19 protein-coding genes and 2 pseudogenes are annotated in these 20,364 nt (G+C 69.7%); 12 read left to right on the top strand and 9 right to left on the bottom strand.

Features of this window, described 5'->3' with window-relative positions:
• Nucleotides 1-35: 35 nt before the first annotated feature.
• The 9 genes and pseudogenes from ACOBQB_RS10360 to ACOBQB_RS10320 all read left to right on the top strand — a co-directional run.
• Nucleotides 36-338, top strand: a pseudogene (locus ACOBQB_RS10360) (helix-turn-helix domain-containing protein); the annotation flags it as partial.
• A gap of 381 nt (nucleotides 339-719) precedes the next feature.
• Entirely contained in the window at nucleotides 720-971 is a 252-nt protein-coding gene (locus ACOBQB_RS10355) for an antitoxin MazE7 (RefSeq protein WP_423590811.1), read from the top strand.
• A 2-nt stretch (nucleotides 972-973) separates the two neighbouring features.
• Entirely contained in the window at nucleotides 974-1,354 is a 381-nt protein-coding gene (locus tag ACOBQB_RS10350; RefSeq protein ID WP_423590809.1) for a toxin Doc, read from the top strand.
• A gap of 100 nt (nucleotides 1,355-1,454) precedes the next feature.
• Nucleotides 1,455-1,718, top strand: a complete 264-nt coding sequence (locus tag ACOBQB_RS10345; protein ID WP_423590807.1) for a hypothetical protein — start codon at nucleotides 1,455-1,457, stop codon at nucleotides 1,716-1,718.
• Nucleotides 1,718-1,999 carry a hypothetical protein gene (locus ACOBQB_RS10340; RefSeq protein ID WP_423590806.1) on the top strand — a complete coding sequence of 94 codons (282 nt, stop codon included), beginning with the start codon at nucleotides 1,718-1,720 and terminating at the stop codon, nucleotides 1,997-1,999. Before ACOBQB_RS10345 ends, ACOBQB_RS10340 begins: the two co-directional genes overlap by 1 nt.
• Before the next feature lie 315 nt (nucleotides 2,000-2,314).
• On the top strand, nucleotides 2,315-2,893 hold the full coding sequence (locus tag ACOBQB_RS10335) for a TetR/AcrR family transcriptional regulator (protein ID WP_423590884.1): 579 nt from the start codon (nucleotides 2,315-2,317) through the stop codon (nucleotides 2,891-2,893).
• Between the two features lie 78 nt (nucleotides 2,894-2,971).
• Nucleotides 2,972-3,754, top strand: a complete 783-nt coding sequence (locus ACOBQB_RS10330) for an oxidoreductase (protein WP_423590805.1) — start codon at nucleotides 2,972-2,974, stop codon at nucleotides 3,752-3,754.
• A 2,270-nt stretch (nucleotides 3,755-6,024) separates the two neighbouring features.
• The gene (locus ACOBQB_RS10325) at nucleotides 6,025-6,813 is read left to right on the top strand and encodes a hypothetical protein (RefSeq protein ID WP_423590804.1); all 789 of its coding nucleotides are present in this window, start codon (nucleotides 6,025-6,027) and stop codon (nucleotides 6,811-6,813) included.
• Nucleotides 6,814-7,416: 603 nt separating this feature from the next.
• Nucleotides 7,417-7,641, top strand: a complete 225-nt coding sequence (locus tag ACOBQB_RS10320; protein ID WP_423590802.1) for a hypothetical protein — start codon at nucleotides 7,417-7,419, stop codon at nucleotides 7,639-7,641.
• 130 nt (nucleotides 7,642-7,771) lie between these two features.
• On the opposite strand, the gene ACOBQB_RS10315 is transcribed toward ACOBQB_RS10320, so the two are convergent.
• The gene (locus ACOBQB_RS10315) at nucleotides 7,772-8,758 is read right to left on the bottom strand and encodes a competence protein CoiA family protein (RefSeq protein ID WP_423590800.1); all 987 of its coding nucleotides are present in this window, start codon (nucleotides 8,756-8,758) and stop codon (nucleotides 7,772-7,774) included.
• A 492-nt stretch (nucleotides 8,759-9,250) separates the two neighbouring features.
• Between ACOBQB_RS10315 and ACOBQB_RS10310 the strand changes: the two genes are divergently transcribed.
• The 3 genes and pseudogenes from ACOBQB_RS10310 to ACOBQB_RS10300 all read left to right on the top strand — a co-directional run bounded on the left by ACOBQB_RS10310 (nucleotide 9,251) and on the right by ACOBQB_RS10300 (nucleotide 10,610).
• Nucleotides 9,251-9,487 carry a hypothetical protein gene (locus ACOBQB_RS10310; RefSeq protein ID WP_423590799.1) on the top strand — a complete coding sequence of 79 codons (237 nt, stop codon included), beginning with the start codon at nucleotides 9,251-9,253 and terminating at the stop codon, nucleotides 9,485-9,487.
• Between the two features lie 164 nt (nucleotides 9,488-9,651).
• Nucleotides 9,652-9,735: pseudogene (locus ACOBQB_RS10305) on the top strand (XRE family transcriptional regulator); the annotation flags it as partial.
• 299 nt (nucleotides 9,736-10,034) lie between these two features.
• Nucleotides 10,035-10,610: a phosphotransferase family protein gene (locus tag ACOBQB_RS10300; protein WP_423590797.1), complete on the top strand. Its 576-nt coding sequence runs from the start codon at nucleotides 10,035-10,037 to the stop codon at nucleotides 10,608-10,610.
• Nucleotides 10,611-10,694: 84 nt separating this feature from the next.
• Here the strand turns inward: ACOBQB_RS10300 and ACOBQB_RS10295 are convergent, their stop codons facing one another.
• The 8 genes from ACOBQB_RS10295 to ACOBQB_RS10260 form a co-directional block, all read right to left on the bottom strand.
• Nucleotides 10,695-12,587 carry an ABC transporter ATP-binding protein gene (locus ACOBQB_RS10295; RefSeq protein ID WP_423590796.1) on the bottom strand — a complete coding sequence of 631 codons (1,893 nt, stop codon included), beginning with the start codon at nucleotides 12,585-12,587 and terminating at the stop codon, nucleotides 10,695-10,697.
• 185 nt (nucleotides 12,588-12,772) lie between these two features.
• Nucleotides 12,773-13,189: a lasso peptide biosynthesis B2 protein gene (locus tag ACOBQB_RS10290; RefSeq protein WP_423590794.1), complete on the bottom strand. Its 417-nt coding sequence runs from the start codon at nucleotides 13,187-13,189 to the stop codon at nucleotides 12,773-12,775.
• Nucleotides 13,186-13,482, bottom strand: a complete 297-nt coding sequence (locus ACOBQB_RS10285) for a PqqD family protein (protein ID WP_423590792.1) — start codon at nucleotides 13,480-13,482, stop codon at nucleotides 13,186-13,188. Before ACOBQB_RS10285 ends, ACOBQB_RS10290 begins: the two co-directional genes overlap by 4 nt.
• On the bottom strand, nucleotides 13,476-14,531 hold the full coding sequence (locus tag ACOBQB_RS10280; protein WP_423590791.1) for an asparagine synthase-related protein: 1,056 nt from the start codon (nucleotides 14,529-14,531) through the stop codon (nucleotides 13,476-13,478). Before ACOBQB_RS10280 ends, ACOBQB_RS10285 begins: the two co-directional genes overlap by 7 nt.
• A 788-nt stretch (nucleotides 14,532-15,319) precedes the next feature.
• On the bottom strand, nucleotides 15,320-15,490 hold the full coding sequence (locus ACOBQB_RS10275; protein WP_423590789.1) for a hypothetical protein: 171 nt from the start codon (nucleotides 15,488-15,490) through the stop codon (nucleotides 15,320-15,322).
• 137 nt (nucleotides 15,491-15,627) lie between these two features.
• Entirely contained in the window at nucleotides 15,628-16,818 is a 1,191-nt protein-coding gene (locus ACOBQB_RS10270) for a M20 family metallopeptidase (protein ID WP_423590787.1), read from the bottom strand.
• Nucleotides 16,819-16,834: 16 nt separating this feature from the next.
• Nucleotides 16,835-17,614, bottom strand: coding sequence for an XRE family transcriptional regulator (locus ACOBQB_RS10265; RefSeq protein ID WP_423590785.1), 780 nt, complete (start codon nucleotides 17,612-17,614; stop codon nucleotides 16,835-16,837).
• Nucleotides 17,615-17,682: 68 nt separating this feature from the next.
• Nucleotides 17,683-20,136, bottom strand: coding sequence for a phosphotransferase (locus ACOBQB_RS10260; RefSeq protein ID WP_423590784.1), 2,454 nt, complete (start codon nucleotides 20,134-20,136; stop codon nucleotides 17,683-17,685).
• Nucleotides 20,137-20,364: the final 228 nt, after the last annotated feature.

The following is a 20,364-nucleotide window of genomic DNA, read 5'->3' as shown; positions in this document are numbered from 1 at the left end:
CTGGTCACGGATGAGATGATCTTGCCGTCTCTGGTGTGATCACGGCGTCGGAGCCCTCCTGGATAGCCCCGTTCACCGGTCTGAGCCCGCGCCAGTTCGGCAAGCTGATCACCGCTCTTCGGCGTGAAGGTGCGGACCCGGTGCGCAAGGGCCGGCCCTGGAGCCTGCCGCTGGAGGACCGTGTGCTCCTGGTCGCCGCCTACTGGCGGACGAACCTGATCCTGCGCCAACTGGCCCCGCTGTTCGGGGTGTCCAAGTCAGCCGCCGACCGCATCATCGACCACCTCGGGCCCGCGCCCGCGCTCCAGCAGCGCAAGCGGTTCCGCAAGGACACGGTGCAGGGTTCCGGCGGCGCATCGTCCGGTATGGCGTACGGGCGATCGAATGGCGTGGTCCCGGCCTCGATGTGTGGAGCTGAGGCCGCGTGACCTGGGTGGTCCCCGGTTCGTTGGGGTGGGTGTTCACGTGCAGCAAGAAGCCCCGGACCGTGACGGAACCGGGGCTTTGCGCTGCTGCCAGACAGCCGGTGTGGGGCGAGCGGCTTTAGCCCGAGTCCCTTGGGGGCGGTGTCCTTCCACTTCTCTCCGTCGTCGACGCAGTCCCAGAACACCGAGCTCTTGGGGGACCAGCCGCCCTGCTTGCGCAGCTTGAATCGCGCGGCGTGCCCTTCTCCCCGGAAGCGTATTCATTCATGTATCCGCGGGCGCATACTCGAAGGTATGGCAGACACGACGGTAAAGGTTGATTCCGAAACCCGGGACCGGTTCGCCGCTCTCGCCGCGGCCCGCGGCCAGAGCGTGCGCGCTTACCTGGCGCAGCTGGCGATAGAGGAAGAGAACCAGCTGAAGCTGAACAAGGCGACGCAGGTGTTCCGTGAGGTCACCTCGAAGCCCGGCATCGCCGAAGCGTTCGATGCGGCCTTCCCCGACGATGCCCCCGCCCGCCGGACCAGGACCGGGCGGGCGGCCTGACGTTGGAGCTCCACATCGACATCCGGTGGCTCCTCGACCGCCAGGAGGAACTGCTCGGCAAGGACCTCGGCGTGCGCGACTACTCGGTCCTGGTGGCCGCCGTCGCCCGCCACAGAGTGAACACCCCCCAGCTTGACGTGGGGGAGCCCGACGCCTACTGGCGCGCCGCCGCGCTGCTGGAACAGCTCGTACTGCTGCGCCCGCTGCCGGCCCGAAACGCCTACTACGCCTACGGCGTCGCCGTCGCATACATCCGGGCCTCCGGAGACAGCGTCAACGATCACTTCGAGCCGTGGCGGGACCTCATAGAGGACATCCGCGCCTTGCGGCTGACGGTGTACGACATCGCCGACCGGCTACGGTCCCTGCGCCCAGCCAACTAACCGTGTCTTCGGTGGGCGCGGCCTGGGCGGCGGGCTGCTCCAGCGGACCGTGGAGGGCCCGGAACGGGGCACCTGCGGCGAGTGCGGGGTGTGGATCTTCATGATCGGCCGCGCCCTGGACGACAGCCTGTGCAAGCCCTGCCGTGAGGAACTCCATCTCGACAGCACCTCCGCGCCCCGGGCCGTCGCGGTCATTTCTGCGCCCGCTCAGCCTCACACCGCAACGCCGACACCGGTCGAGGAGACCACACCGAGGGCCTGCCAGGGCCGGGAGGGCGATGCGCCGTGCACGCGCGAAGCCCTGCCGCTGCGCAAGTTCTGCCGACGGCACATGGTCCAGCAGATTGCCGGGGTGGTGGCCTGATGACCGGCACCCCACAGCCTTCCGGCGTCGACCTCGCCCGCCAGGCGTTCCTGGCTGCCCGCGAGGCGGCGAGGAGGAACGGCGCCGCCCGGCAGGACAAGCCCCCGCACCGGACCCGGATCGTGCCGTGCGACGGCCGCGACTCGCTGGGCCTGGGCGCGGCGATCAGCCTGATGATGACCGAGCGCGGCCTGGTCACCCCGGCCACCGGCGGCAGCGTCCTGGCCCAGTGGGAGACCATCCTCGCCGCAGCCGCGCCCGAGCTCGTCGGTCACGTCTGAGCCGTCGCGTACGACGAGGAGTCCGGTCGCCTGGACGTCGTCCCCGACGCCCCCGCGTACGCCACGAAGATAAGTGCGGGGCACCACTATCCCACGCTCGGAGAGGCCGCCCGAGCCCTCGGCGCCACACAACCCGTCCTGACAGTCCAATCGCTCGCCTCGAACGCGACCTCGGAAAGCACCTCCTCGAATGCGCCGAACGTGGCCGCAGCATGCAGGCAACTCAGTTCGGTGTACGAGTTGCCACAGCAGCGCAGCAGCTGCGGAACTTTAGTTCTTGACTTCAAGGTCAAGAACGATGCTAGTGTTCTGATCGTGGGAAGACCCAAGCAGTTCGATCCGGATGCCGCTGTTGAACACGCCATGGACGTGTTCTGGCGGAAGGGGTATGCCGGGACCACACCGCAGGACCTCGTCGACGCGATCGGCATTGGCAAGGGCAGCCTCTACAACACCTTCGGCAGTAAACACGCCTTGTTCGAGCAGGCCCTTCGCCGCTATCGCGACAGCCAGGCCGTTGCTCTCATCGAGATGTTGGAGGGGTCCGGTCCGGTCAAGGTGCGTCTGCGCAAGACACTGGGGTTCCTTGCCGAAATGGACCTTGCCGACCCGGACCGTCGGGGTTGCATGGCCGTGAACACGGCGGCAGAACTCGCCGGCACGGACCAAGTGGCAATCGAACTCGTCCAGCGCATATTCGCCCGAACCGAGGACGCCTTCCGGATGCTGATCGAAGAAGGGCAACGCTCGGGAGAGATCGCACCGGAACGTGATCCCGCGGCTCTGGGAAGCCTGCTGCTGAGCACAGTCGTGGGCCTGCGGCTCATGGCCCGCGTTGCCGAAAGTCCTGATCGGCTTGTCCGAGTGATCGACGCGACGGTCGACTCTCTCTAACTCGAAACCGCAGCACTCGCTCCACATGGAGTGACTGTTGCCCATATTTTGTACTTCAAGTTCAAAAACTGGAGTGTCATGCACCTCAATCTCACCGCCAAGACGGCTGTCGTCACCGGGGCCAGCCGGGGCATCGGGCTCGCCACCGTCCGGACTCTCACAGCCGAAGGCGCCCGCGTCGTCGGTGCCGCCCGCACCATTACGCCCGAGTTGAAGGAAACCGGCGCCTGCACGGTGTCGGCCGACCTGAGCACCGCCGAAGGCGTTGCCACTCTCATGGACAGTGCCCTCACCGAGCTGGGCGGCATCGACTTGCTGGTGAACAACGTCGGAGCCGGGGACGATGTGGAGCCCGCAGGCTTCCTCGACACCGACGACTCCCAGTGGATCCGCGTTGTCGACCTCAATCTGCTCAGTGCTGTCCGTGCCGCCCGCGCGGCCTTGCCGAGCCTGATCGAGCGCCGTGGGGCGATCGTCAACGTCTCGTCCATCAACTCCCGGCTGCCCGCCGCTGGTCCGGTCGCCTACAGTGCGGCCAAGGCGGCCCTGGCCGCACTTGGCAAATCCCTGGCTGAGGAGTTCGGGCCCCAGGGGGTGCGCGTTAACACCGTCTCTCCCGGAGTGGTTCGTACTGCGATATGGGAGGACCCCGAAGGCTTCGGTGGCAAGGTGGCGGCTGGGGCCGGGGCGGAGCACGCCGCATTCCTCCAGCAGATCCCGGCAGCCTTCAACATCACCACCGGCCGCATCACTGAACCCGAGGAAGTGGCGGCCTTGATCGCGTTCCTTCTCTCCGACGTCGCCGGCAACATCACCGGCGCCGACCACATCATCGACGGCGGCACCGTCAAGACGCTCTGAACCACGGAGCCCTACAGGGGCGGGGCTGATTTGCACGGCTGCGGAACGAGAGGCGGGCCCGTCCCGCAGCCATAAGAAATGCCACGACTGTGAGACAGGGTCCTCCGGCCAAGCCGTGGAGCTGTCCGCCGCCCGCGCCGAGGGGCCCGCGTCGTAGACGGAGCCGGCTGCCGGGCCTCGCCGCGCGCCCGTTGGGCGGCGACGCCACCGGGGCGGTGATCGCGTGAGCACCGAGCTGAGCGGGGTCGACCTCGCGCGCCAGGCCCTGGTCGCGGCTCGGGAGGCGGCGAAGAAGAACGGCGCCGCCCAGACGAATAAGCCGAAGCGGCGCACCGGCGCGGCTCTGCGCCGTGACGGCCGTGAGCTGCTCGGGCTCGGTACGGCGATCGGCATGATGATGACCGGCGCGGCATGGTCGTCCCGGCCGCTGGCGGCAGCATCCTCGCCCGGTTCGACGACATTCTCACCGCGGCCGCGGCCGCGGCCGCGGCCGAGCTCGCCGGTCACGTCCAGGCCGTGGCCTTCGACGCGGACACCGGCCGCCTGGACGTTGCCCCCGATGCTCCCCCGTACGGCACGAAGCTGCGCTGGAGCGCACCGAAGCTGATCGCGCCGGCCAACGAGCGGGTGCAGGGTGTGAACGTCCGCACCGTTCACGTCCTGGCGCCCACGCCCGCGAAGACCGGCCCCGCCACGACGGCCGCCGCCCTAGCCCTCAGCCCACCTCGGCTTGCTGGTGGTGCGGAGCTTCAGCGCGCCCTTGGTGCCCTGGGTCATGTGCAGACCGTTCCACATCCGGCCTGTGGACGGCGGCCCAAGGGGCCACGCGGTGTTGACGCGGGGAGGGGGTGTCAGTGGCCGGTCGTACCGTGCAACACATGCACCCGCAAGGCGAGTTGGCGTATGCCACGAAGGTCATGAGTCCGGAGTTCGTACAGCGGGTGCTGTACGCCAAGAAACTCATAGACGGTGTTCAAGTGGCTGCGTGCCGTCGCGCGGTTCGGTGTCCTCGGTATGTGACGGCGAAGGTGCCAGCGTGCCACCGTCATCTGACGCCAGAGGAGCGGGAAGCCGCCGTGCTGCTGCGCCGGGGTGCCCAGCGTGTGGTCGACCGGTGGCTGGAGCGGCTGCCGCCGATGTGCAAAGGCCGTGGGTTCGAGTTTTCCGAAGGGGACTCATAGCCGAACCCGCGGGTGGTGCGCCCAGAACGGTACCGGAGCGGGCTCGGGTTCGTCCTGGCCTGCCGAACCGGGGGCCAGACCTCTACCTCGTAATCACCGGACCCTTTGGCCCGGCAAGTGACCGCGGCGTGACACTGACCGTGGCCAGGTCCGCGGCAGGAGAGGAGGAGGACCTTGCTGGCCGGGGCCCACAGGTGGCGGCCGTTGTGACCTGAGGGTGGAAGAGTCGTTGTCCGGTAATTGGGCGATCCACCAGGGAGAATTATGACCGTTTCATGCACTACCCGCCGGCTGGCCACGGTCACGGGCATCGCCTCGGTTGGCATCGCAGCGTCGGCCGCATCTGCCGTAGCGAGCGAGAACATCGTCGGTATCGGCAACGCGGCCTTTAACAACACAATGATCAATGCAAATAAGCAAGTCGCGGCCGTAGGCCACACCACACAACCAGCGGGGTGCTGAGTAATCACAGCCAACTCCCCCTCGACTTTCCCCACAACGGAGGAGGCGGCGGGGCCATCAGCGCCACCTCCATCCTCTAAGTAGGTGCTTTTCTTCCTCAACGCCGCAGGCCAGGGCCAACGTGGTACCCGTGGGGCATAAGTGGACGTTCCGCCAGGGCGTTGCGGTAACGGCGAAGCCGAACGACGTTACGTCCGTGAACGGGTGGCTATGCCGGAAGGGCGGATGATCACAAGCGCCCCTGTCTTGGCCCAGGCGCCACCAGCTGCCAGTACAGCCGACCGACGTGAGCCCCGGCAAGAGGCCCGTGATCGTCACAACAGAAGTTGAAAACACCCAGTAAGGGCTTGGACGTGTCGGTCAAGCAGCTATCCCCAGCCGAGATGCAAGGTGCCCCTCAAGGATGCCTGGGACGCGCACGGGGGCCGAGAGGCAGCAGTGCCGCCATCTTGTTCGGGGGCCGGCTGTGGCAACCGGCCTGGCGTGTTCTTCGCGCAGCCTCGATGCCTTCCAGCCACAACTATCCCGCCCTCTCATGCCAGCCAGCGCGAAGGGCACCCCATATTCCACAGCCCTACTGCACGTAGGCGCCGTCCCAAAGCAGCTACGAGAACGAAGGGAACCCTGATGGCTCTGCAGACGAAGACCGGGCAAGAGGAACTCCTGGTTCGGGAACCGGACAACAAATGGGTCGATGAGACACTGTGGTCGTACGGCGTCGACCCCGCCAAAGTCCAAGAACTGGACGAGATGGACCCCAAGGACGTCCCCTCGGACGGCTGGACATTCGGTGAGGGAGCACGCTGGTCCGGGGGTGTACTGGGGCGTCCGCGCAGGATGACCTATTACTACGGCCCGGGAAAGGCCCTGGGTAACGCGGTCAAGAACGACACACCCAAGACCATCAAACGCCATGTGGGAGGCAAGAAGACAGTCGGGGCCGAGACCACCATCGGAATCCAGGCGTCCCTCGAAGCGGAGTTCTACGGAGTCGTCAAGACCTCCGTGTCCACATCCTTCTCCCAAACCTGGAAGCAGGAGGAGGAGTTCGAGGACTACCTCGACGTCGACATCGACCCCGGCCACATGTCGTGGCTGGAACTCCAGCCCGTCATACGTGAAATCGAAGGCGACTTCATCTTTCTGTGCTGGTGGAACTTCGCCCACCAACTCGTTAAGGCTGCCCGGTTCTCCGGCACGGTGACGGCCCCTGGCCTGGAGGGAGACCTCCACAACGTGTTGACCGTCCGTGACACGCCGGTCTCGCAGGAGGAGGGGGAGGCTCTGCGAGGAGCAGCGTCCCAGCCGCCCACCTCGTCGCCGTTCGTCTACAGCGACGGCGCCGTCATCCTGCCCGCCTGGCTCGCTGACGCGCAGTGGGGCAAGGACGCATCCCGGGCCTCTGCCGACCGGTAGACCGCCCGTTGCCCACGACGCCTCCTCGCCCGCCGCAGGACGAGAGGAGTGGCCGGCCAACGTGTCGTCGTCTCCCGGTTCCACGTCCACTCGAACCCCCTGCGCTCGCTGGGTCCTGACCCCGACGCCACTGAAGCGGCCCCCGACAGGGATTGTCAGGGGGCCGCTTCGCTCACTTCGCCGCCCGGGTCTACGGCGTCGCCGCCCATTCCAGCCCGAGTGCTGCCAACTGTCCCCAACCGATGCAGGGCACCACTGCGCGCAGAACCACGCCCGGCTCGTGCGTGCCCTCTACGAGTGGTTGGACCGCCTCACAGAGCCCCTCCCGGCCGCCACGTAGCCCACAGGGGCAGCGGCCCGAGATCCCAGGGCCTACGCGCACTCCAGTGCGATGCCGCCAGCCCGTGACAGCAGAAGGCCCCCGGGCCGCATAGCGTGCCCGGGGGCCTGCCCACCGGCCTTGCGTCGGCGCCGCTTTCAGTGTGAGGACGGCGGCGCGACCCCTCCCTGCGGGTCGGCCCGCGTGAGCACCACCTCGGCATCGACTTCACCGGGCACGGCCCGTTCCTGCCGGTAAGGACGGTCGAGCACTACCCGACCCCCATGGACGATGAAGGCAACGCCCCTCAGTGGTGGGATCGGTCCGCAGAACCGTCAGCGAACGTCGTTCTGCACACCACCATGACGGACGACCCGGTCCTGCGCCGCAAGATGCTGGCGCGTTTCGCCGCGCCGGATTCCGGCTGGACGGGATTCTTCCCGCAGGGTACAGAGCTCGACCAGCTCTGGTGGGAGTTGCGTGATTCGCACGGCCACGCCGCTGAGTAGCCGGCCACCCTCTGCTCCGCCTGGGCGCGGCTGATGCCGAAACGGGTCGTCATCAGCCCGCGAGGGTTCGCAATGATCAGCCCCGGTTGGGACCGTTAGACCCAACGGGCCCAACCGGGAGTCCGTATGTTCAGCACAGGATGTGCCGCCGGTTCTTCGCCAGTAGCGGGTCCAGCGGACGGCGGCACACCTCGCACCGCAGACCACCCGCCGGCACCGGTGGCACAGGCGCAGGAGCCGCTGCCGTGACTGCTCGTTCCTGAGACTCGCGGACCGCCCGTGCATATCGGGCCTCGCTGTCCTTCCGCCGCTTCGCCTCCTCCCGCGACTCCCGCTGGGAGTCGAGCAACCGCTTTTGCAGGTCCTCCGGCAGCACCGCTCCGCCCGGCCCCAGGCCCAGCGCGCCGAGCGGCATCGTCACGCGCTCCAGCTCATCCAGCGCGCACGGCGGGTGATGCAGTCCGAACACCGCCAGGTCCGGCGCCTGCCACCACTGGTGCACACGCGCGTGTGGCCGCCCCAGCGACGTCGCCGCCTCCCGCTTGGAGACGGAGTAGAACCACACCGGCAGGCCCTCGTCGAGCACGATGTGCGGAAAGTGCACCCGCGGCCGCCAGAACCAGACGTCGACGACGCCTTGGCGTGCGTAGTCCCGGTGACGGGCCCGCCATCCGTCATCAGTCATGAGCTTGCGCTGCGCCTCCAGCGCGATCTTTGTGCCGTCCTGCAGCAGCACCTCGACATCGGCCCGCCGGTCTTGATCTTCCGTCCACTGTTCCAGCCGCACCCGTTCCGCCCCGGGCCGGGACCAGGCCCAAGCCGCCAAGAGGTGCTTGGACGTGATGTGCCAGACCGTTTCCGGTCCGTGGCCACCAGCCGGTGCCTGCCCGGGCGGGTGCGCGAAGTGTCGGCGGACCTTCCCACCTAACCGCCCCCGCGTCACCAGCGGCACCTGGGTGCCCGCCGGGGCCTCGAACCCGTGGAAGCAGTAGAAGCACACCAGCTGGCCCGTCCCGCCGTATCCGAGTCGCTTCCAGTGATCCGGCGGCCGCTCCGAGACGTGCACCTCCCGCCGGGTCTCCAGGTCGAACCCGACCACCAGTAAGTCGTCCTGCACGCCCGCCCCTCCCCTTTTCGGCTTCACTCCGGTTGCTGCCGTTGTCGCAGGCCGGGTAAACGCGCCGCCCCACAAGACGTGCCGCCTGCCGCCGCGCCCCGCCAACGCCCTGCGCCGCAAGGTCCTCCTCCCGCTCCTCCACGCGGAAGTGGACACGTTCCGCGCGCAGGCGTGGATCCGCGAACACAGGTGGGCGCAGGTCCGCGAGCAGCAGGCCGCCGCCAAGGCCCGCGCTGAAGCCGCGGCCGCGCAGCCGGTCGACGGCGACGTCCCGGCCGTTCCGATTCCACGTGCTGTTCCTCTATCTCGCCACCCTGCTCATCGCCGCCCCTTCGCCCTTATCGCAGCGAAGCCCCGGGAAGTCACGGTCCCGGGGCTTCGCTGCGATGAGGAGCGGAGTTCGCGAGGCGAAGCAGAGCTGGCACAGGGTGCGGGCGCGATATCGTGGAGTCCTGTTATCTGCGGTTTTTGTGATCTGGCAGGAGTGCCCGCGTGCCCGAGGACCCCATCGCCCACAGTGAGCTCGCTGCTCTGACCCGGCGTTTCGAAGAGGTCGCGGAGAAGCACGACCGCGAGTTCGGGATCATCAAGTCCGACCTCACCGCGGTACGCCTCCAGGTCGGCAACCTGGACCAGAAGGTCGAGGCACTCAGCAGCAAGATCGACCAGAACCAGGCTCAGATCATCGAGCTGCTCACCCAGCTCGTGGGCCAGCGTCCCGCCGACTGAATCTCCCGGACTCCGCTTCCGGGCCCTCGCTTGAATACGCCCTGGTCAGATGCCTGATCAGGGCCGCTGCCTGTCCAGGGGCAGCACCTGTGAACGACCTCGAAGCGCGTGCCCGGCGTGTCGGCGGCGCCCGCACCGGCTACCCGGCGATTGGTGGGTGGGCCTACTTCCAGGACGGCGGCCGCCGCGCCGGCTCCCTGGAGGAGGTCCGCTTCACGGACATCGAGCACCTCGAGTTCGACCTGTAGCAGCCGCTCCCCGAACAGTCCGGGAGCCCCGGCCCAATGCAGACCCGGGGCTCGCTCGCGTATAAGCGCGGGGCCGGATGTTCATGCATGCGATGCCATGTCCAACGACGCCGCCGGGTGTCGGTCACCCCGTGGCGGCCACACCGGTGCGGGGCCGCCTACGCGGTGTATGTAACGAACAGTCTCCGGGCGGGGCATCCTGAGCGGCATGGATTGCCTCGGAGGCGTTCCAGCAGTCACTGACCGCGGAGGAGATCGGGAAGGTCTGCCGACGGGCCTTCGGCGGCGACGCCACGCCCGTGTCCGCTGTCGAGCTGGGTACGGGGATGTACAACAACGTCTACCGCGTCACCCTGGCCGACCAGGCCCAGCCGGTGATCCTGCGGGTCGCGCCGGAAGAGGGCCGCCAATTCCGCAGTGAGCGCCACCTGATGCGCAACGAGTTCGCGAGCCTGCCGTGGCTGGCGGTGATCGCGCCGTTGATGCCGCAGATGCTTGCCGCGGACTGGTCGCATGCGGTGGTCGGCCGGGACTGGATGATCCAGACCCACCTGGACGGCATCCCGGCCCCGGAGCATTTGGGAGCGTATCCGCGGACCGCGTGGCCGGTGTTCTTCCGGCAGATGGGAGCCGTCACCCGCTCCGTGCACGACGTGCGGGGCCCGCACTTCGGGCCCGTCGGCGGCCCGGGGTACGGGACGTGGAGCGAGACGGTGATCGCGTCGTTGGAGGAGATCGCCGCCGACCTGGACAGTGCCGGCCTGGACGCAGCCGACGTACGGAAGGTCGCCGCAGTGGCCGCGCACGACCGTGCCCTGCTCGACGAGGTCACCGAACCGAGGCTGCTGACCGGAGACCTGTGGACCGTTCACTAGGCAAGTCGGTTGTCGAGAAACCTGTTGTCGGGTACCTCCAGGTGTTCATCCGCAGCCAAGTGAAGGGCCTGGATCTGACTGGGGTTACGTCCGATCTTCCTGGAGTTTGAGCATCTCAAAGAAGATCGAGGTGGCTCCCTGGTTGACGAGTTCGTCGAAGGTGCCCATCTCGGCGATGCGCCCTCGGTCGAGGACGATGATGCGGTCGGCGAGGCGGGTGTTGGCCAGCCGATGGGTGACGAACACGGTCGCCCGTCCCTCGGCGAGTGCCCTGAGCCGAGTGTAAATCCGGTGCTCGGCACGGGCGTCGAGCGCGGCGGTCGGCTCGTCCATCACGAGGACGGGAGCATCGCGATGGAACGCGCGAGCGACCGCGACGCGCTGCCACTGCCCGCCCGAGAGGTCGTGTCCTCCCCACCAGGATCGGGCCAGCGAGGTGTCCAGCCCGTGGGGCAGCGCGGCGATGACGCTGTCGGCGCCGGCCGCCTCGGCAGCGGCGTGCACGGCAGCGTCGCCGTCGGGGCGGGGCTGGCCGAGGGTGATGTTCTCACGGGCAGCCAACGGCCAGCGGGTGTAGTCCTGCGGCACGAGCGCAACCTTGGACAGCACCCCGGCCGGGTCGGCGTCCGCCAGGTCCACCCCGTCCCACCGCACCGAACCGCTGGTGGGCAGGAAGAGGCCGGTCAAGATGCGGGCGAGGGTGCTCTTGCCGGCGCCGTTCTCGCCGACCAGGGCTATGACCTCACCGCGCTTGAGGTCCAGGTTGATGCCGTCGAGCGCGGGGGTGTCGGCGCCAGGGTAGGTGAAGCAGACGCCCCGGGTGGTGATCAGCTGCGGTCCGGCCTCGGCGACCGGGGCCGAGCCACGGCGGGTCGTCCACGGCTTGGCCACGGCGAGGAACCGGGCCCAGTCGTCCAGGGACAGCGAGGTGCGGAACAGCCGGGCCCCGGCCCGCACCGTCGTCGCAAGAGCCGCCATAGAGGTCCGTACCGCCAAGGCTGCCGTCCCCGCGACCGCAAGCTCCATCTGGCCACTCGCCACCAGGAACACGAGCACGCCCCAGGTCGCAGCGGTGCCAACCACGGTGAGTGCGTCACCGATCCCCTGCACGACCAGGGCCTGCCGGGTGGCCTTGAGTTGTTCGGCCTCCAGGCGGCCGGAGACGATGCGGTACTGCCGAATAAGAAAGGCGGCCATGGTGCCCGCGCGGACCTCGTCGGCGGTGTTGCGCTCAGTGGTGTAGGAACGGAAGACGTTGCGGAGCCGGGAGTCGGCGAGGTTGCGGTGGTGTGCGGCGTGCTCGATCCGAGCGCCGCGTACGGTGGCCCACGCGCAGGGGACGACGGAGAGGACCAGCAAGGGGAGCATCAGCGGGTGCAGCACGGTGACGACCGTCGCTGCGGCGGCCATCTGCGCCGCCGCGGACGTGAGGAGCTGGGCGTCGAGGATGAGGTCGCCAGTCTTCTCCGCTCCGTCGGAGGCGGCGGCGTGGGCGTCCTCGAAGTCCGGGTCCTCGTACGCCACCAGCTCGGCGGCGGTCGCCGCGGTGATGACCGCAAGGTCCGCTTCGCGTACGGCCTTCGGCGCGAGCCGGGCGGCGGCTGCGCGGGCCGCGGCGTCCAGCAGGTAGCGGCCGGACGCGGCGAGGGTAAGAACCACCACGGCGGTCAGGTTGCCCCGGAGCCCGCTGGCGATGTCGCCTCCGGTGAAGACGGCGGCCAGCACGCGGGTGGTGGCTGCGAGTGCGGTCGCGGTAAGGGCGGCGGCGCCGATCTGGCAGCCGAGCAGGGCCAGGACGGCGGGGCGGTCGGTGCGCCAGCTGAGCCGGGCCGCCTCGGCGAGGGTGTGGGGCAGTCGGCGCGCTATCGCGGCGGTGGACAGGTTGACGCTCGCCTCGAAGTGCCGGTCGGAGGCCAGGCGCATGACCGGCGGCTGGCCCGCGGTGGCGACGGGCGGCGAGGATACAGAAGAACTCACGAGCGCTATCAGGGAGCTGAACGAGGCGGCCGGGCAACCGGATTGTTCCGGCAACTCCGCGTCGCCGCTGGTCGAGAGGCCCTTACCGTCAGTCATTCCGCCCGGTTTTCATCCGATCGAGTGAAGCCGTGGTCCGGGGCGGGGAGGCTCGGGCCAGCCCCGGGCCACGGCGGCCCAAGGCCCCTCTACGGCACGGTGAGGACTGGCATCCAGGGCCGGTCGACGGCGTCGCCGATGTCCCGGCCGACCGCGCCCTCGGGGACCTCCGCCCAGGCGTGTGCGGCGTGGGGCATGAAGCGGGCGCCGTGTACCCAGCGGGCCTGGCAGCCGGTCAGCGCGGTCGCGATAACGGTGGCGAGACTGATCTCGGCGCACGCGATCCGGCCCGGCCACCACGAGGGAATCACCGCTTGCACCGCGAGGTGGAGGGCTTCGAGCCGGGCCAGGCGCGCGTACGGCAGGCCGCGCAGCCGTCGCACGGCGGCGACCTTCCAGCGCAACGGCAACGGGCTCACGGCCAGGGAGAGGGCGAGCGCGACGGAGGCCACCAACCGGTCGCGCCGTGGAACGGTGGGCCGGGCGGTGGGGACCATGACCGTCATCGCCGCCACCACCTTTGCCGTACTCGACGGGGCCGGTCGGTGTCGACGAGCACGCCGGCGGCCACGAGCTCCTCGACGAACGCGGCGATCTGGCCGCCAACCTGCTGGGGGTCCTGGCCGGGGGGGATGGTGATCTCGTCGGCGAGCCCGGCGGTGCTGCCGCGGACGGTGATGGCATGCCAGATCCGGGAGGCGTCCTGATCAAGCATCAGCCATGTCTCCCGCCGAACGTCGATCACCGCTGTGCCGTCCGGGCCGGTGTTGTGGTGAATGTGGCGGGCGGGGATCAGCACGCTGCCACCTCCCTCCTGGTCGTCTGGCCGGTGAGCCACCAGCACGTCACGATCAACTGGTGCAGGTCGGCGATCACCGTGGCACTCTGCCCCCGGGCTGCCTGAGCCAGCGAGGTACGGACGGCCGCGGGGTCGATCAGCCCGCCGGCCGCGAGCGGACTGGAAGCGGTCAGCTCGTCGAGCCGGCCTTGATGCCGGGCGAATCCGGCGATGTGCTGGGCGGTGAACGAGCCCTTGGACCGGCGGGAGGTCAGCCAGTCCGGGAGCTGGGGCAGCGCGGCCCTTAGCAGCGGCTTGTAGGCCACCAGCCCGCGCCGGGCAAGGGCCGGGACGGCGAAGGCGGCGCGGACGACCTGGTTGTCCAGGTACGGATACACCGGCCGGATGCCGAGCGCCTGACCGTACGGGGCCCAGCCGCGGGCCGAGGCGCCCACCGACCGCAGGGCGGCCCACTGGTCGAACTCGTCCGTGTCTTCCGGCTGCTGGTCGCGGGCGGCCTGCCGCAGCAGGGCGGCGACCTGGTGGCGGCCGTAGCCGGTCAGCCACGACGCACCGGCCCCCAGCCGGCACCACGACCAGCCGGCCACAGCGGCCTGCGGGGTGATGGGCCCGCGCTCCAGGGCCTTGGCCGCGCGTTCCAGGGCACCGGCCCGGCCGAGGACGGCGGCCTCTTTCAGGGCCTTCCAGTACGGGCCCGGTGCGGTGTTGCGGAGCCGGGCGAACGCCACGACCTGGCGATGAGCCTGGCGGCGTCGGCCGTCCTGGAGAAGCCGCACCCAGCACGCTGAAGAGGAGTCGAGCACGATGTCCCCGCCGTGTCCGGTCAGGTGCAGCGGCAGCCCGCGCACCGGGTGCAGATACGAGGCGTCCATGGCGAACATCGCCGCCTCCAGCACCGGCTCCACCCCCGTCGGCTGCCCGGCCGGGAAGGAGAACGGCAACTGCTCGTCGGCGCCCATGTCGACCGTGTGCGCGATCCCGGTGTGCTCGGCCACGCGGGAGGCGAACGCCATGTCCTCGCCGCTGGTGTACCCGTCCGTGTACGCCACCGCGTGCACGGTCCCGGCGTCGGCGGCCGCACGACGGCCGCCGAGGAGTCCAGCCCGCCGGACAAGTCCGCCCCCACTACCCCACCGGCGGCGCGGACCCGGTGCTGGACAGCCTCAGTGAGCACCTGACCGAACCGGTCGGCGCCCTCGCGGAGCTCGTCCACCGGTGTGATGCCGGAGACGTCGATGAGCTGCGGCGGCGCTCCCGGCGCGAGCAGCAGCCCGAAACCGCCGGGCACCAGGCGGATGTCCTCGTACGGGCTGCGGTGCGGCCAGTGGTGCTCACCCGCTGTCAGCCGGGCCGCCAGCCACGGCAGATCCGGCACGAGCGGACGCCCCAGGAGGCGGGCCTCGGTCGCCCACGCCGTCCCTTCGTCGCCTCGCAAGGTGTAGTAGACGGCCCGGATACCGGCCAGGTCGCCGCACACGAACCGCTGCCGCCCGTCACTCGCGACCACCCAGTACGAGCCCGGCCACCGGGTCAGTTCGCCCCACTGCCCCGCCCGTACGGCCGCAAGCGCGGCGTGCAGCTCTTGCTCGGGGACCGGGCAGTCGCCCACCACAGCGAGGGCGACCGGCCCTTCGGCGACCGCCTGTACCCACGTTCCCGCAGCCCGGCGCACGTCGCCGAGCCCGTCGATCGTCAATCCGTCCACGGCGGCCATGCCGCCGGTCATCCACTCCCGTTCCATCCGTTCGCCTCCCCTTTCGATCAGCCCTGTGACGCGCCCGGGGGCCAGCCGTCGTACGGCCGGCCCCGGGGTGCTCGGTCAGGTCCTGCGGGCCTTTCAGCCCTCGAAGTAGTTCGACTTGTCCGAGTCGTTGAACATCTGGCGGCCCAGGGTGAGGGTCGCCACCGGGTGGGTGCTGATCTGCGGCGCGAAGCCGCCGGTGCTCGGCGCCGCGGCGGGCTTGTCCTCGACGGCGGGCTGGGTGGTGACGATGGTCTGCTCGGCCATGACCGGCCTCCCTTGTCATCGGTGGATGTGAGGTGGTGCTGCCTCTATGTCACCACGACCGAAGATCTGTTCCCAGAGACGGAGATGGGGACTTGCTGGGAGCGGATCTGGGAGAAAACTGGGACGTGCCTGGGACATCAGCCCCCAAGGAGATCGAGCACGGCCCGGTGGTAGACGGCGTACACCGTGGGGAGCTCGGCGAGGTGGGCGCGTTCGTCGATGCCGTGCAGCCCCTCGTACGGCACCCCGAATCCGGCCGTGGCCCGGATTTCCTCCCCGGCGAGCAGGTTGCCGATGTTCGACGGCCCCGCGGTCTTCGCCCTCACCATCAGCCCGGTCTCGGCGGCGGCGTTCAGCAGGGCGGCGGCGGGCTGCTCGCGCTCGGCCAGGCGGAACGGCGGCCACGTGGCGATGGGGGTGACCTCGGTCGGCTTCGGGGCGGGCAGCTCCGCATCCAGCTCGGCGACGGCCTTGCGGACGAGCGTCTCGGCGCCGTGGGCGTCGAAGGTCGGGGTGGTGCGGATGTCGACGTTGAGGTCGCACCGGTCGGGGGTGACCGAGAAGCCCTGGCCGCCGTGGAAGGACGTTACCGACAGCTTCGGCGGCAGCGGGAACGCCGAGGTCCCGTCGACGCCGGGCAGGTCGGCGGCGTCCAGCAGCCGCACGAGGTGGGCGGCGCGGGAGATGGCGCCGACCACGCTCTTGCTGGACCCGGAGTGCCCGGAGGGGGCGTGCACGGCAAGGGAGGCCCTCCACAGGCCACGGCCGCCGACCACGACCTCGTCCAGCCCCGGGTAGCCGATCAGCACCCCGGCAGGGCGGGCCGCAGTGGGGTCGGCGAGGTAGGCACGGGCGCCGCCGAAGCCGCCGGTGTGCTCGTCGACGTCCAACAGCACGGCGAGCCCGCCGTGCAGGTCAGCGGCGCGGGGCAGCAGGTCGGCGGCGATGTGGCAGAACATCGCGGCGGCGAGCTTGGAGTCGGACGAGCCACGGCCGAGCAGCCATCCGTCCACGATGTCGCCGGAAGCCGGCGGGAAGGACCAGGCGGTCTCGTCGCCGTATGGGGCGGTGTCCACGCACGCGTCGAGCGTCCACCAGGGCCCTGGGTGCCCGCCGGGGATCTCCACGAGCAGCCCCACCAGGGCGCCCCCGTCGTCGTGGAGACGTCGGTGCGGCAGATCACGGGCGGCGAGCCAGTCCTCCAGCACGGTAAGGACGGGCCCGTAGTCGTCGATCCCGGCCCGGCTCGGGCACCGGACCAGCTCCTGGGCCAGCTGGATCACAGACGCCGTACGGGCCTCGGCCGCCTGCTGAAGGTTATCGCTCACGTCTCTCCCCACCACGTCAGTTGTGCCGTACCGGCAGCGCACGGACGGCTTCGATCGTCTCCACCGGCCGTGCGGACGCGCACGCCTCCCGCCCATGGTGAACCAGACCCACCGCCGCCTCGCGACCGAGTAAGACACCGCAGTCGAACCCCTCCGCCCCGTGGAACGACGGCAGCGGCACCACCGCCGCGGTCTCCGAGGCGACGAAGAAGCGTTCCAGCGCCTCGGTGGGCTCCACCATCCCGATGTGCAGCGTCTTGACGCCGTTGCGGCGCGCGGACGGATCGCGTAGCTCCAGCAGCCGCAGAAGGTGGTCGGCCAGCACGCGGTGCCGCGGCGGCCCGTACAACACCCGGTAGTGGACCAGGTCCGGGCGCTGGGCCACGGCCGTCTCGATCGCCCCCAGATACGCCTTTTCTCGGCTGCGGGAGCCGGTGACGACCAGGTGCTCGCGCGCTCCGGCGGCGACGTCGACCATCGCCTCGACCAGGTCGGTCCAGCGGGTGAGCACGTTGACCACCACTGCGGTGCCGGAGGACTCCAGCACACTGGTGGCCGCCCCGTCCTGGTGGGCGAACAGCACCTCCGGGCGTTCGCGGTAGAGCTGACACAGCCCAGCCCGGTTCCGCTTGCCGGTCCGGCGCCGGCCGGACTCCCACGCGCTCAACAGGCTCGCGTCCGAGGCGCCTCCGGTGATCGCGTTCAGGGTGTCGGCTGCCTCCTCCAGCGTCATGTTCCGCGCCACCCTGGCCCGCTTGAGCGCCGAGTCCGTACTGCCGACCGCGGCCACGGACACCGCCCCCTCCCCATCCGCCGGCGTGTGTCCGCAGTCTTCCCCGCGCAGCGGCCATTCAGTGTCGGGCGTCAGGCTGCGGCTGTCAGAATGGCGGCCATTGACTCGTAGCTGTGCCGTACGCCTTCCCGGTTGCCGAGGCGGTGGCGCTCCAGACGGACGGCGCCGAGGTGCCGGGCTTCGTAGATCTTTGAGCGCCAGGTCGCGGCGTCGGACTGGTCCTGGGGGCCGTACGTCTCCCAGAACGCCTCTCGCTCGTCGGGCTTGGCCTTTGCCATGCGGATGGTCCAGTCAGCTGCTGGATCGCCCCACAGGGTGCGGTCGAAGTCGATCACTCCGCTGAGTGCGGGCACGGGGGCCGACGCATCCATAAGGCAGTTGATTGTCCAGAAATCGCCCGATAGGAGACGGGGCTCGGTGATCTCGTCGAAGGTGGCTCGGTGCTGGTCGACCAGGTCTGCGACCTTGCGCAGGTCAGTAACGTCCAGTCCGGCGGCGTCGAGGTCGGTGGCGATGTCGGTGAAGGAGGCGGCCAGCGCCTCGCTCCAAGTGGTGCAGCCGGGGCCGGCGACGGGGCCGAAGTTCGGGCCGCGTACCGCGTGCACGGTGCGTGCGACCTCACCGAGCTGTCGGAAGAAGCCCGGCCAGCTGGATCGTGGGTAGGTACCGAGCTGATCGGCGGCTGGAACGCCGTCCAGGAGCGTTTGGACCATGACGTCCCGCCCGATGACCTCGTGGGTGAAGTCGGCGGCGATGAGCCGGGGCATCAGCGGGGCGATCGGCGCGAGGTAGGGAAGGGTCGCGAACTCGTTGCGCATCAGGGCGCGTTCGCTGCGGAACTGCTTGTGCGGCTGTGGTGCGACGCGGAGGATGACCGGCCGGTCCTCACCGCTGACGTGCACACGCAGGGTCGTGTTGTACATGCCGCCGCCGAGCTCGACGGCGGCGGTGACCTGGGTGCCGCTGCCGAAGGTGCGGCGACAGATGGCCGCGATCTCCTCCGGCGCCACCGGCTGCTGGAAGGCGTCGGGCGTGCGCGGGATCGGCTGGTAGTCCATGAACGGATGCTCCTCGACGGGAGGGCCTGCCGGAGCACCGTACCGCGGGCGGCCGAGGTTCACCGGCGTCTGCGAGGGCGCGGCCGCGAAGTGCGCGGGGCAGGCAACTGCGACACCTGCTGCGCGGAGGCGAGCTCGGCGCGGGCCTGTTCCAGTTCGAGTGACAGTTCGGTCGCGATACGGACCAGGGCCGCGTTGCGTTCGCGTTCGGCGGCCAGTGACTCCTTCGCGGCGGCCAGCTCCTCTTTCAGGGCGGCGTTCTGCTCGGTGACCTTCTGCATGGCCTCTGGCGTGGAGGACTGGGCCTTGACCTGGGCCTGGAACTCTTCCACCAGGTGCCGGTGGTCGCCGGTCCGTGCGTGCCTTGTCGACGAGAGCGGCAGTGATCACGGGAATCTGGCGGCGGGCCCGCGCCTTGCCCACCTCGGCACGCAGTACATCGCCCACGACGGTGCGGCTCTCGCGCTGCACCTCGGGGCTGCGCTTGAGGTAGTAGTCGTTCATCGTGCGCCGGGTCTGCGCGACCGGCCGGCGGTTGTGCTCGATGCCGGTCTGCCGGATCCTCCGTGCCTCCACTGGCGGCGGCCCGCCCGGCGGCGCCTCCCCGGTGGGGAAGCCGTGCCGGACCGCCCACTTGCCGATGTACGACGCCCGCACGCCCTGCGGCCACGGAGGCTTCGAGCTGGTGGGCCGCGGGGTGAAACCGCTCAGCGCCAGGGTGTGACCGCCATGGCGTCGTGGGACGTCGGTCAGCTCCAGCAGGAGCTGGTAGACCCGGGTCGGCGAGCGGAACAGGGGAAGGTCGTCCGTCGACTGCAGGAGGTCGCTCAAACCAGGTGGCAGATCTTCCAGAGCTGTGACCATGTGCTCGCGGTCCGGGCCGCGCCGTGGCTTGACCGCCTCTACCAGCGCGACGCCGCCATCGGCGAACCCTCCGTCGGGCCGGTAGTGCACGGCGGGCCAGGCCGCCACCGTGCCGAAGTTCTCCGTTGTCAGAGCGGTCAGCAGCAAGGCGAATGCTGTCATCTCGGGCACGGTCAGACACAAGCGCGGGCCGATGCCTGTCGCCCCACCGCAGCGCGACGCGGCAAACGTCACCCTGCCGCTGGGGTAGCGCGGCAGATCTCCGATCCGATCAAAGTGATCCAGCAGTTCTCCGAGTTCGAAGTCACTGCTGTCCTCGGGGATTTCACCTGCACGGAAGCGCTCCAGCAGCGCCCGTCCTGCGCGGACCCGGTCCCGGGCACGGCGCACATCGCCGCGAACCCGGGTCATGATCGCCTGCATCTCCTCGTCCGTGTAGGCCAGCGTCGCCTGCCGGTCGTCGTACTCCGGGAGCTTTTGCGCGAAGAGCTCGGCGCGCGACGCTTCGGGCAGCTCTTGATCGTCACGTAGCAGCGCCCGCAGCGCTTCCAGGTACGTCCGCTGGGACCGGACCCGGCCGCAGAACTCCCACAGCCCCCGCATGTGCACCGGGGTGACCTCACCGGGATTCACGGGCGCGGGATCAAGGGTCGTGAAGTACCGGGCGATCAGCGTCGCCGCCGTGTATACGGCACTGGCTCCCGAGAGCCGGGTGACACCGGACCGTGGAGACGTCCGACGGGTGAAGGCCCTGGCCAGCCACTGCTGGATCCCGAGTGCGATCTCGACCAGGTCCCCGTTCTTGTCCTGGATATTGCCGAAGTCGAAGAT

The sequence above is a fragment of the Streptomyces sp. G5(2025) genome (assembly GCF_049542075.1).
Taxonomy (GTDB): Bacteria; Actinomycetota; Actinomycetes; order Streptomycetales; family Streptomycetaceae; genus Streptomyces.
This window is presented reverse-complemented; position numbering and strand designations above follow the sequence as displayed.